The sequence below is a fragment of the Paenibacillus sp. Root52 genome, assembly GCF_001426865.1.
Lineage (GTDB): Bacteria > Bacillota > Bacilli > Paenibacillales > Paenibacillaceae > Paenibacillus.
This window is the reverse complement of record NZ_LMFO01000032.1, coordinates 245,550-258,572: the sequence shown is the minus strand read 5'-3', so window position 1 is coordinate 258,572 and position 13,023 is coordinate 245,550. Positions and strand designations below refer to the sequence as shown.

Below are 13,023 nucleotides of genomic sequence, written 5' to 3'. Positions count from 1 at the left end.
TTCTTTTGGCTCCAAAGTAGTGATTACTCCATTTATTCAATTCATCCTGATGCAAGTTTAAAGCGCTATCATGAAAGCAAGTTTGGACAATCTATCCATCAGCCTGTCTCCAACCTGCTTCCCGAAGCTGATGACTAGAGGAATCAAAATACGTACCTTCAAGCAAACCTACTAATGTATTGGTCACACGTACTTCAATCTCATTATCTCCGACGCGAAGCCATGAAGATTGGCCTCTCCAGCGATAAGGAGACCAGCAGCGCACACCGAGGCTATATCCATTGACCAGAACTTCGGTAACATCCTGAACTCGCCAATCGCTGAATTCCAGTTCAAAGAACGGAATATTCGTGCTCGGTTGATCCAGCCAAAGGCTTCGCTTGTAGATCATCTCTCCAGCAAAATGTGGATATAACGCCTGAGGCTCCGGTTGAATCTGCACGGCCGTGTCTGGTTCCCTAACTAAGGAAGCCATACCCTCATGATGAAACTCCACTCCAAATCGTCCTTGTAAGTACAAAGGGTCAACGATTCCGTCTTCATCCTTCGTAATCTGAACGGTAACCTTCAGTTCGTTAAGACCGCTGTGCAACCATGGTGTAATGTCATAACCGATATTGTCAAAATCCGTAATCTGGGCCGACTTGAACGCATCAGGATGGATAGCATGATCATTAATCATCAACGTCCAGTCACCCGAAATTGCCGCTCGATCCATGAATAATAGACAATCCGCTAGAGCTGTTCTTAGTTCAAACGAAGTTGCGTATTGACACTCCAATGGATAAGCAATAGATGGCTTCTTCGGTGTGCCGAATACTTGATTGAACTGGAGCGGAAGCGAGCTATGCACTGAACATTCTGCTGCCTGATCAATGAATGGCTTGACCTCAGAGTGGCTATTCTCGAAAATTACACCGTTGTAATTTTTAGCCGTGAGGTGGAAATGTCCCATACGCAGCACGTTAGGCTGCACCGTTTCAAGTCGCCAAGGTCCCTCCGAAGGGATGGTTATTGAATGAACTTCATCAATGCTTGCAACCACAGTACTTACACTGAGAGCGGATTCCTTCTTCTCCGTATTCTCTGTGAACTGTTCTTCTGCTGAACCGTGCTCATCATCCCATGTTAGTCTTATAGCATGTGCCTCATAAGGTGCGAGCTGTAGCGAAATATACCCTTCGTCTGCACGATGATGAATGGGGAGTGGACACCGTTGTCCTTGCTCCAAATCTAGTCGCTCTACCCGCAAGCCTCTATTAGGTGAGCGTTCAGCAACTGCCCATAATGCATCAACTGTGACCTTCAATTCACCTTCTAAGCATTGATCTTCCTGATTAGTTAAAAAGACCATATATTCGCCTTTAGACAGTTGTCTGGTCTGCATAAGAAGTGAAGAACTTTCCTTCTCCATCACCCAACGTACGGGTTCAGGCAGAACCTCATCCAGAAGTAAGGACATCGACTCAAGTACAGTCCGATTTATCGAATCACTACCTGCCGTAAGGAGAAAATAAGCCTTTCCTTCTCCGCGCCGCCATAGAGACTTGCCTTCATCCTGTTCTTCTTGCCCATTATCCCAATACTGAATCTCTGGATGTTCGCCAGCTCCGAAAAATTTCGCTGCTTCATCCCCTGCAGGGCTTCCTTGCTGAATGGGTATATACGGAGGCAACCCAACAGAAATAACGATCCCACCCTGTGATACCCAATGCTTCACTTGTTTCCACGCCGCTGCTTCCAAATTCAGCAAGGGTGGGAGAATCAATACCTCATACCGAGCTGTGCCTATCTCAATCCTGCCATCCAGCAATCGTGCTTCCGCCAGAAGTTCAGGATCAAGATGATCATAATCCCGTCTGCTCTGTAATAAGTGCGTAGTGATCCTCATCCAGTCATTGGTGAGCCTTTCCAGTCTTGCCTTTTCTGCTTCGTCTTCTCCGCTATATTCGAAGCCATGGAGCGGATTCCCCATTAAACTCCAGAGTGTAGTCGTTGGATCCAGCACGGCGATACGGATATCGGCTGCCCCTGTGCTCATCAGGTAACCTAATCTTCCGGTGTAGTCACCGAGTTCCCGAAAGTGTTCCCAGTACGGGTTTTGCAGAAACTGTGAAGGGGGAGCATCATGCTTCGCCAGCCCACCAATCGTGTAGAAAAAAGCATGAAAGTTGAAAAAATTCGTGCCCATGGCCGCCATTCGGTCAATCATCCATTTGGCATCCTGTAGGGTCATTGACCAGCCTACACTGTGGAAACATTCAATCAGATTTCGCTCCCGTCCCAGTTGTCTAGCTAGTGAGCTGACCATTTTGGGATTGTCGCGCATTCTTTTTCCGTAGCGTTCAAGGATCCAGGATAACGAACGTCCGATCTTCTCATGGGCGGAATCTCCACCTGGCATGTGGCTGTATAACTGTGTTGTCATACGCACACCAGGAACCTCTGCCGCATATTGAATTCCAGCCTGTTCGCACCAGTCGTGAACTTGCTTATGATAAGAAGTACGGAGCAAGAGGTGCAGGGATTGATAATAGTCATATCGGATTCGCTCAAAATCCGGAACATCCCCATACAACAGCGCAGGTAGAGACTCAATGAGGCTATAACCACAACGTTCACCGAAGTAACGAGGCAATTGTGGTGACCATGGTATCTTCCCGAGAGGTGCAATTTCATCCGAGAACACACCTTTGATTACGCTTTCAAATTGTTCTCCAAAAGCTGACTTGTAGCGATCATGCGTGAGTTCGATGAAACGACTCATGGCTTCCTGATGGCAAGGGTCCACAAAGTTCCCGTAATATTTAAAATCATCGATCTCTTCTTCTTGAAATACAATAACTTCCCATTCTCCAGCCGGAGCCTTCCACAACAAGCGAAAAGCTGTATGGTATGTAAAAAATCGCTTGCGGTTATACGAAGTGAGACCCGTCTCCTGGTACACCTGATCTGTCTGCACATTACCAATGAATCCACGTAGATTAATGGATTCATGCCATGAGCGTTTACCTTGTGCATCCTTAGGAACAGCTATGGCATGTAACACACGTCCCCAGGGTAGCTCATGATCGAGCAATGTGTCACCTTGTGCATTCAGATGATGATGGATCAGCTGACGCTGCTTCGCTTCGGGGAATTCAAGTGTTACCTCGCCCCCGGCCATACCACTCGGATATGGATATTCGTCATACAACCAGACCTGCATGCCAAGTTCATCCGCAGCTTGGGTAGCTACTTTTACCTTATCGAACCATGCTTCAGATAAATAAGGAATCTGCAGTCCCTGACGCGGACATATAAAGAATCCACCCACGCCCTGCTTATGCATTTCTGCGATCTGATGCTTGATCTGGCTATCTTCCATATCCCCATTCCAAAACCAAAAGGGATGAACCCGGTACTGCGCCTCGGGATTTTCAAAAGCATCCCCGTTCCACATGTCGCCTTCCTCCCAAATACATAAGAGTGGTTGTTCATCTTCCATTATCGTTCATTTTAGTTCAAATGGGTTTGTTTCGCTTTGATTATACAACAAAATCGAATGCTGGGAAGCCATAATTCACAAAAAAATTGTTAAAATGGTTGAATATTGAATAACCCGGCCGCCTGCACTACGACACTAACGGCAACCGGGCTGTAGTATAAGAGGTTGTTTAAAAAGTCCGCTTTTGATTACGAAGGATGCCTTGAGGCATCTTAGCGTCGAATATGGGATTCAGCCGAAATGTCCGTGCTCACGTAGTTTTGCCTACGCTCCGCTACTCCATTTCTATCTTTATCCCATCTTCTTGGTACTGAAAACCGACCTTTTTGAACACGCACTATAAAGATTATTTAAGCGCAGCGTATAGCTCATTTACTTCTTTGACATAGTCGTCACCGCCGCTCTTTCTCCACAAAGCAACCGCATCTTGGAAGCCTTGCTCATCAATCTGTCCTACAATGAACTTAATACGAGCATCATTGATGATGTTATCAAGCTGTGGCCCCTTCTGCGCGTATACATCCGAGATCAGTGGTTCACCTGGGTTCGCGATGACAATCTCTTCATTGGCCTTCTGAACCTCAGCAACCTTTTGTCGAACAGGAGTTTGTTCTATACGTAACGTTTTGTCCTCAGGGATAAACATGAGAATCTGATTCAATCCCTGTACATCCCGCAGTGCCAGTTTATCTGTTGTAGGTATGATGTAGTCGCCTTTTTTCTCATACTGCTGACCTTCTAACCCGTTGCCGAGTAATGCCTGAAGCTCTGATTCATTCAATTGATCCAAGAAGGTCAGTACCTTCTTCAGATCTTCCTCCGTTTTCACACCGCTCTTGGAAATAACGATCATCCCAGAATAACCGGATGTTGGCATATCACGCAGACCTTTTGGCCCCTCCATCGCTTGCAATACATCTACACGTCCTGTAGCTGTTGGATCTTTCTCCAAGATCTTCTGATCCATACGTTGCGCATTATCTGCCACATCCACCATGACGCCAGCCTGCCCATTTACAAATGGATCTGGGAGTTTCGTTGCGTCCATAACTGCAAAGTCCTTGTTCACCAGACCTTCACTGTATATTTTGCGGAAGAATTGCAATGCCTCCATATACTCCGGTGTATCGTGTGCTGGAACTAAAGCTCCACTGCTATCCTCGCCCCATTTGTTCGGTGCGCCAAACCATACCTGCATGTTATCCCATGGACCTGTGAATTTACTTGCCACCAGCCCGTAGGTGTCCTGTTTGCCATTTCCGTCTGGATCATCATTCGTGAACGCTTTCAATACATTGTAGAATTCATCAATTGTTTTCGGTTCTTGGAGCCCCAGATTCTCCAGCCAGTCCTTACGAATGGTTACCCCGTTGCGACCTAGAGCGCGAGCCCGGTATATGCCGTACGTTTTGCCATCAATCGAAGCGTTGTTCGTAATGATCTCATTCATTTGGCTGAGGTTTGGATAATCCTTCAGGTAAGGGCCAAGCTCCCAGAATGCTCCTGTTCGAGCTGCGTTGATAAAACTCGGCGACTTACCTAGCACCACCATAATATCCGGCAACTTGCCTGAAGCTAAGGTGATATTGAATTTGTCTTCATACGAACTGCTGGGCACCCATTGAAGGTTAACATCGACCTTGGTCAGCTCCTCTAGCTTCTGTACAACCGGACTATTCTCCGGTGGATTCTCTGCTTCAAAATTAGGGAGCATGATCGTCAACTGAGCTGTGCCGCCTGCCGCTTCCCCCGTATTCAATTGTTGTTCTCCGCTACATGCAGCGAGCACCGTACTTAATAACATCGATGCACAAAGTACAATAGCCATTTTCTTCAATCCTGTTTTTGGTTGTCCCATACATTCTCCCCCTTAGCCTTTAATTGAACCGAGCATGACACCTTTGGCAAAATGCTTTTGCAAGAACGGGTACACCAGCAAGATCGGGATCGTACCCACAACGATGACCGCCATTTTTACAGATTGTTCCGGTGGTTTAACAAAGTTGGGATCCATGTTCGCCATATCTCCAACACTGGCCTGCGACAGCAGTACAATTTGCCGTAACATGACTTGCAGCGGCCATTTGGTACTGTCGGAAATGTAGAGCAATGCGGAGAAAAAGTTGTTCCAATGTCCTACGGCGTAGAATAACGCAAATGTAGCAATGACCGGTTTGGACAATGGCAAAACAATACGCCACAGCACCCCAAGATCAGAACAGCCGTCGATGCGAGCCGCTTCCTCTAGCCCAGGCGGCATCTGTTGAAAAAAGTTTTTGACAACAATAAGGTTAAAAGCGCTGATCGCGCCAGGAAGCATCAAAGACCAGTAGGAATCAAGCAATCCAAGACCACGAATGACGAGATACGTTGGGATCATGCCTCCCCCAAACAACATGGAGAAAATGACCATATTCATTAGCATATTCCGTCCCCAGAAGTCGCTGCGAGACAGCGGGTACGCCATCGTCAACGTGAAGAATAAGTTAACGAACGTACCTACAACGGTAATGAAGATGGATACACCAATACTTCGAAACATCGTCGAGGATGAAAAAATATACTCATATGCGCTAAGGGAGAACACCTTAGGAATAAGGAAAAAACTGCGTTCGGTAATCTCAGCTTCGGTCGCGAATGAATTCCCTATAATATACAAGAAAGGAAGAACGGTTAGTAACCCCAGAACGCCGAGCATGATGTAGTTGAGCACATCGAATACTCTGCCAGCAGGGCTGTTGTACAGACGACTGTTCATGAGCGGTTACCTCCTAAAGTCTATTAGTAAATACCGGGATGACCAAACTTTTTGGCAAGCTTATTACTACCAAGAACCAATATAATCCCCACAACAGACTTAAAGAGTCCAACGGCCGTACTGTAGCTGAACGCACCTTGCGTAATCCCCACGGTGTATACATAGGTATCGAACACATCCGCTACGTCCCGGTTCAGTGAGTTCGTCATCAGATAAATCTGCTCGAATCCTGTGTCGAGAAAGTTTCCGAGTCTTAGAATGAGCAATATAACAATCGTGGTACGAATTGCTGGCAGGGTAATATGCCACATTCGGCGTAAACGTCCTGCCCCATCCACAATGGATGCTTCATACTGCTCTGTATCTACTCCAGCAAGAGCTGCAAGGAAAATGATTGTCCCCCACCCCATCTCCTTCCACATCATCTGAATAATGATCAGCGGTCGGAACGTATCCGGGCTGGATAGGACATCTATGGGTTTACCTGTGATCATCGCAATCAGCTCATACAGCACTCCGCCCTGAGGTGTCAGAAATACATAAGTGATACTGGCGATAATCACCATAGATACAAAGTGCGGTACATATACGAGCGTCTGAATCGTTCTTTTGAAAAAAGCTGTTCGAATCTCATTTAATAGGAGCGCAATAATGATCGGTGCTGGGAAAAAGAAAATGAGATCGTATAAGGCAAGAAGCAACGTATTCCGTAGCAATCGGAAAAAGTCTGGATTCGAGAAAAAGGTAGTAAAGTTCTCAAGCCCTACCCATTCACTATCGCGAATTCCTAGGAAAGGCTGATAATCCTGAAAAGCAATAACGATTCCCCACATGGGCAAGTATTTAAAGATCACAAAGTACAGAAAACCGGGAAGTACAAGTACGTATAACCATTTATTTCGCTTGATCTGCCGCTTCCAGTTAGACTCCCGCTTTACGGAGTAACTAGAAATGTCTGCCTGCGTTGTTGTAGCGGCACTTCCATTCTTCCCGTTCATGCCCTCACCCTCCATTCATGTAAGCGTTATCAAATTATCTGATACTCAGACTATACAGCGCGCTTATTTCCGGCAACCTTCATTTTTTGCTCAGCCCTTTCCAAACCTATACAATGCCCGATATAGCGCCAATAGCGCTCATGATTCGCAACATTTTGGAGAAGAGGATTGCACATTTTTGCCGTCTTCTCTTTATTTGTATTTGCACCCCAGCCACCTTTATAAAACATGAAGAACCGGAATCCCTATATGGAATCCCGGCTAACGAAGCTTCTGAAAATCGATTAAGATGTAAACCACTGATCCCGATACTGGCTCGGTGTGGAACCCTCTTGTTTTTTGAAGATTCGATTAAAATAACTATGCTGGTATCCTACTGCGCTTGCAACATCATTAATTTTCATCGATGTCTCACGTAATAACTTTTTGGCGGTCTCCATACGTACCTGGGTCAAATAATCAATAAAATTCATTCCTGAAATCTGTTTAAATGCCTTGCTGAGAGCATAAGGCGTCATCTGTTCCAGATCAGCGCATGCTTCCAATGAAATATCGTTGCTGTAGTTGTCATCCATGTACTGCATCGTACGCTCCACCACCTGCTTAAGCGGTTCTTGAGATCTAAGCTCGATCTCTTGCATGTACGGTCTAATCACTTTCTCCTTCATCCACTGCATCATCTGTGCTGGTTCACGAATACTCGACAATCGTTCATACATGTTACAACCGCCGAACAATTGGTAGGGGATAACGCCCGTTTGCAGCATGACATGCTGAATACTGCCCAATAACTGAAGCATCATCTGCTGTACCTGAAATTCCGTGCTATCGGTTCGGGTCACCTCGGTCAAAAATTGCTCCATCCCCCGTTCTGCCTCATCCCTCTTCCCTAATCTCAGCGCTTGAATAAAGTCGCGTTCCAGTCCAAGCGGATAGGTTGCTCCTTCCGTTTGATTGAAGCATTGCTCATCATCTAGATCAAGGATTTGGCTGCCAGCCTCCACACTTCGATAAACGACCGCTTGCTCCATCTCCACGAATAAACTCGGTAATTCCTGCAACGTTGCGGCTGGGCGGCTAACCACTACGGTCACCTGCATTTTCAGCGTTCGGTGAATCACTTCCATCAGTTCCTCTCCCCACAACAATGCTTGTGGCTTCAAGGAATGCTCTTCTGGAGCCATAATTAACATCGCCGAGGATAGATCATGGAAATTCATCACACTAATTTGGCTAAAATAACCCTTCGCCACCTCTTCTATAATATTAACTGCGGCAAACGTGATCAGCCCTGTGTCCCGGCTACCTAACCGTTCTCGTAATGTTACATGTCCTGTAAAATACATCTGCAATAACAAAAACTGCTGACCTTCGACCTCAAATCCAAGGTTAGTCATACGTCGGCGCAGATCCTGCTCGTTATATGCGTATAGATGACCTTGTACCAGTTGTAATACAAAGCTGTCTCGCAGATGCGGCAGTTGTTCTTGTAGCTGGCGGTGAGCTGTTAGACGATCTGAAGTCAGTTCATTCCAGTGCTGCTCCAACAGTTGGAATTCGTCTAATTTCACACCGGCAGGTGCTTCGTTTCTTCCAGGCGTCAACAGATGAACCATCCGCGCAACCGGTGAATAGATTCGACGTGAAGCAAACCACGACAGTAGTAGCCCCAGTACTAGACTGCCTATGCTTGCGATCACAATAATTTTGGATACCAGCTTGACGGGTGAAGTAACCGAGGTCAATGGAGCCGCAGACACGTACGTCCAATCTGCATCGATTCGGCTTAACGATCCGGATGATACGGAGTAGGTCTGATCCTCATATTTCAATAGAAAAGAATGACTATCCTTGTGCAGGGCGACTGCTTCTTTTAGCTGCTGTTCAAAGGCTGGATCCTTAGCGCCTACGTCTGTATTACCAGTAATTAGTGTATTGCCTTCGGCATCCATCAGAAAAGTTAGCCCTTCATCATACGGAGTAAGCGTTTTCAATAAACTTGCGATCTTTTGGTTATCCAGTGTGATGATTAGGGCACCGAACGGATTGACACTTTCTCCCGGAATTTTATGTACAAGAACGAGAGCATCACTTGCACCTGTATGTAACAAGCTGGGATTGGAGTTCAGGGATTGCTTAGTTTCCTGTTGACCAGATACCCAATCTGTCCAATACACATGATTGCCCATACTCAGGTATCGATCATACGCCTCAAACTGCGCCTCATCCTTCAGTTCGTTATACTCCCGATTGAATAAGATCGGCTGCGGTTCCCTCAAATATAGCTGTGCAGATTGAATTAACGGATGCGAGCCCTGAAGAACGTACAATGTCGTTACAATCTCTTGTGTTTCTTTGAAAAAATATACAAAATCCAGCGTCCGGAGCGCATTGCCGAATCTGGGTTCGAAAGCCCAGTGCGATAAGGTCATCTCCAAATAGGCGAGCTGATCATCTACATTCCGCGCCCGGTTCTCAATCTGGTTTTGGTGCATCTGATTGAATTCTTTCTCCATCTGATTCACGACCAACCCATACATCACAATTCCTGTAATCAGACCGGGAATGCTCGCGATTAACAAAATAAGCATTAGGCTGTTTCGATAGAAACGCCCCTTCTGTCGCCTCGTCCATCTTCCTGACAAACGAAAAAAACGACCCATGTCCCGTAAACGACTAGTTGGCTCCATCAGCGGTCACCTGCCTGCTTGTGAGTAATCTGTCTGTCATGGGAACTGCTCCATCTCCCTACTGAGTGGTTTGTACGATCTGTGAATGACATCTTTTTTTTATATTATACTCAATATTTCCCAGTGAATGAAACGAGATTTAGTGTAACGTTTTTTAACCAATGTTTTATTAACCCGTAAAAATGGATTACAATAGGATGAAGCAGAACATGAAGGAGGCTTATTAATAATGAAAGAACAAACGTATTTTCAACAAAACAGAGATAAACACCTGGCCGAACTGAATGAATGGTTATCCATTCCAAGTATCTCAGCCATTTCGGAACATAAAGAGGACATTAACCGTGCAGCACAGTGGGCAGCAGATGCACTTACGCGTGCAGGCATGGAGAATGTTGAGGTTATTCAAACAGCGGGACACCCGATTGTGTATGCGGATCATTTGCATGCACCTGGCAAACCAACCGCATTGATCTATGGTCACTATGATGTACAGCCTGTTGATCCACTTAACCTGTGGGACACACCTCCATTCGAGCCTACCGTACGTGACGGGAAGTTGTATGCTCGCGGAGCAACGGATGATAAAGGACAAATTTTCTTACATATCAAAGCGGTAGAAGCTTTGCTGGCAGAGAACAATGAACTCCCCGTTAACGTGAAGTTCTGTATCGAAGGTGAAGAAGAGATTTCCAGTCCGAACCTGCCGATCTATCTCAATGACAATACGGACAAGCTGCGTGCTGACATGGTACTCATCTCCGACACATCCTTGCTTGAAAAAGGTAAACCCGCGATCTCTACTGGTCTGCGTGGTCTCTGCTCGCTTCATGTGGATCTGTTCACTGCTAACACGGATCTGCATTCAGGTTCGTTTGGTGGCGGTGTTCCAAATGCACTGCATGCACTCGTTTCCCTGCTCGCTTCATTACATGACGAACAAGGACGCGTTAGTGTAGATGGCTTCTACGATGGCGTTCTGCCACTGTCCCCTGAGATGAGAGAAGAATTCGTGAAGCAAGGCTTCAACGAAGAACAGCTTCGTCAGGATCTTGGTCTGGAGCAGTTGTATGGTGAAGAAGGTTACTCGTTCGTGGAACGCGTTGGAGCACGTCCAACCCTGGAACTGAATGGCGTATGGGGTGGATTCCAAGGTGAAGGCTCCAAAACGGTTATTCCAAAAGAGGCTCATGCTAAAATTACGTGCCGTCTTGTAGCTGATCAAGATCCGCAACAGGTGCTCGATCGTATCGAGGCACATCTACGTGCTCACGTTCAACCTGGTGCAACTTTGCAGGTGAAACAGATTGAGAAAGCTTTTGCATTCAATACAGATCCATCCAACCCTATTCTGCAAAAAGCAGCAGATGCCTATGAGCAGGTATATGGCGTGCGTGCCCTCTTCACAAAAGATGGCGGCTCCATTCCGATTGTTGAGAAACTCTCACGTGTACTTGAAGTTCCGGCTGTCATGATGGGCTTCGGCTTGCCTGATGAGAACCTTCATGCACCGAATGAGCACTTCAATCTGGAGAACTTCGACAAAGGGTTGCTTACGATTGTTCAGTTTTTGAAAAATTTGTAAAAGTTAAAGAAACAACCCTTACACGGTTATCACTATGCTGGGAGAACAAGCTTCCGATCGCTGTTATCCCCAGATTTCTTTGATTCCCTTCTCTAAAGGGAGAAATCACGGGGATAAAGGCGAGCGCTCCGCTTCTCCAGCTTTTTTCTCCCTGCTCCGTTAGACGTGTAAATTATTTATTTAACTTTCACTGAGTGGGGTAGATATTACGGTGACGAATTAGTCTTTAAATCATCGCTATCTTTACGATCGATTTCGTCCCCTCCACTACGTTGCTGCACCCATGAACTGATTTTAAGATAAGACCTCCACCTTTAGGGGGGAGTGTATAGGGATTATAAGCAAACGGCCTTCGGGTCGTTTGCTTTTTTTGGTTTAGAAATTATTTTTGGTTTTAGTTTTTGGTTATTGGGGTTTGAATTTGGTCTTTGGTTTTAGAGGGTTGGGGTTGGGAGCTGACGTTTAGAGTTTCTGGATTATAGGGGGATTTATTTTCTTTTAATTAATTTGTTTTATTCATATCGGTTTTAGTTCTTGAATTCTGCTTATGGGTTATGTTTCCTTGTTTCTGATCTCTGTTTGAATCTTAGTTTTGGTTTTTGATTCACTTCCCTTTCCTCGTTCCTTCTTTGTGCTTCCTTTGATTTTCGTTTTTTTGGTGCTTTTGGTCATGGAGTCTGGTGCATATTTGACTGATAATGAACCTAACCCTTACGAAGAGGTGAAATGAAATGTCTGCTTCTCACCTAACTAAAAAAGCGCTGGCTCGTTCGCTTAAATTACTGATGGAGCATGTACCGCTAAACAAGATTACAGTCAAACACCTTGTTGACGATTGTGGTGTGAACCGGCAAACCTTCTATTATCATTTTCAGGATATTTATGCGCTGCTTGAGTGGATCTATAAGACCGAAGCGGTGGAGAGTCTAACGGAGTATCGAAGCTACAGTACATGGACGGATGGATTCTATAAAATCTTTTGTTATATCGAGGATAATAAGGCGTTCTGCTTCAATACTTTGGATTCTCTTGGACGAACACACCTCGATGGATATCTCTATGAGGTAACGCATGATCTGATCATGGGTGTCATTGATGAACTAGCTTGCGGGATCCAGGTACGAAGTGAGGACAAGGAGTTTGTGGCCAACTTTTACACCTTGGCGTTTACTGGACTGATCATTCAGTGGATGAGAGGCCACATGTCAGAGCCGCCAAAACAGATCATTGAGAAGCTTAGTGAGCTGATCGAAGGCAACGTGGTACGAGCATTACACAGATATGAGAATAAGCTGCCATCCACCTAAGGATGCGCAGCTTATTTCGTTTATCGCTCACTCACTTACTTACTTACTTACTTATCTTATATATCTTATTTTTAACTTACTTGTATGTATGATGACAGCGCGCCAAATCATAATTTAGACATTTTTCCAAAAGTGACCAAAAAGTAGACACTCCTATTCTTTTGACCATACCTTACTTCACCTGCAAGGTTTACATTA

The 13,023-nt window shown here is 45.5% G+C and carries 7 protein-coding genes; 2 read left to right on the top strand and 5 right to left on the bottom strand.

All coding sequences use genetic code 11. The annotated features are described in order from the left end of the window. Window positions 1–91: 91 nt before the first annotated feature. The 5 genes from ASD24_RS27355 to ASD24_RS27330 all read right to left on the bottom strand — a co-directional run bounded on the left by ASD24_RS27355 (window position 92) and on the right by ASD24_RS27330 (window position 9,933). Window positions 92–3,487, bottom strand: coding sequence for a glycosyl hydrolase (locus ASD24_RS27355; protein WP_082560594.1), 3,396 nt, complete (start codon window positions 3,485–3,487; stop codon window positions 92–94). Window positions 3,488–3,833: 346 nt separating this feature from the next. Then, the gene (locus ASD24_RS27350; protein WP_056702769.1) at window positions 3,834–5,345 is read right to left on the bottom strand and encodes an extracellular solute-binding protein; all 1,512 of its coding nucleotides are present in this window, start codon (window positions 5,343–5,345) and stop codon (window positions 3,834–3,836) included. A 12-nt stretch (window positions 5,346–5,357) separates the two neighbouring features. Further along, window positions 5,358–6,245, bottom strand: a complete 888-nt coding sequence (locus ASD24_RS27345) for a carbohydrate ABC transporter permease (RefSeq protein ID WP_056702765.1) — start codon at window positions 6,243–6,245, stop codon at window positions 5,358–5,360. 23 nt (window positions 6,246–6,268) lie between these two features. Next, window positions 6,269–7,243, bottom strand: coding sequence for an ABC transporter permease (locus tag ASD24_RS27340; protein WP_156395570.1), 975 nt, complete (start codon window positions 7,241–7,243; stop codon window positions 6,269–6,271). A gap of 284 nt (window positions 7,244–7,527) precedes the next feature. Then, window positions 7,528–9,933: an AraC family transcriptional regulator gene (locus ASD24_RS27330; RefSeq protein WP_082560593.1), complete on the bottom strand. Its 2,406-nt coding sequence runs from the start codon at window positions 9,931–9,933 to the stop codon at window positions 7,528–7,530. A gap of 229 nt (window positions 9,934–10,162) precedes the next feature. Between ASD24_RS27330 and ASD24_RS27325 the strand changes: the two genes are divergently transcribed. Beyond that, a complete protein-coding gene (locus ASD24_RS27325) occupies window positions 10,163–11,518 on the top strand; it encodes a dipeptidase (RefSeq protein WP_056702757.1) in 1,356 nt (451 codons plus the stop codon). A 731-nt stretch (window positions 11,519–12,249) separates the two neighbouring features. Beyond that, window positions 12,250–12,825 carry a TetR/AcrR family transcriptional regulator gene (locus ASD24_RS27320; RefSeq protein ID WP_056702755.1) on the top strand — a complete coding sequence of 192 codons (576 nt, stop codon included), beginning with the start codon at window positions 12,250–12,252 and terminating at the stop codon, window positions 12,823–12,825. Window positions 12,826–13,023 lie beyond the last annotated feature (198 nt).

Excerpts from the sequence above, each read along its gene's own strand:
- ASD24_RS27350 (WP_056702769.1), bottom strand. The coding sequence starts at position 5,345 with ATGGGACAACCAAAAACAGGATTGAAGAAAATGGCTATTGTACTTTGT.
- ASD24_RS27320 (WP_056702755.1), top strand. The coding sequence starts at position 12,250 with ATGTCTGCTTCTCACCTAACTAAAAAAGCGCTGGCTCGTTCGCTTAAA.
- ASD24_RS27340 (WP_156395570.1), bottom strand. The coding sequence starts at position 7,243 with ATGAACGGGAAGAATGGAAGTGCCGCTACAACAACGCAGGCAGACATT.
- ASD24_RS27355 (WP_082560594.1), bottom strand. The coding sequence starts at position 3,487 with ATGGAAGATGAACAACCACTCTTATGTATTTGGGAGGAAGGCGACATG.
- ASD24_RS27325 (WP_056702757.1), top strand. The coding sequence starts at position 10,163 with ATGAAAGAACAAACGTATTTTCAACAAAACAGAGATAAACACCTGGCC.
- ASD24_RS27345 (WP_056702765.1), bottom strand. The coding sequence starts at position 6,245 with ATGAACAGTCGTCTGTACAACAGCCCTGCTGGCAGAGTATTCGATGTG.
- ASD24_RS27330 (WP_082560593.1), bottom strand. The coding sequence starts at position 9,933 with ATGGAGCCAACTAGTCGTTTACGGGACATGGGTCGTTTTTTTCGTTTG.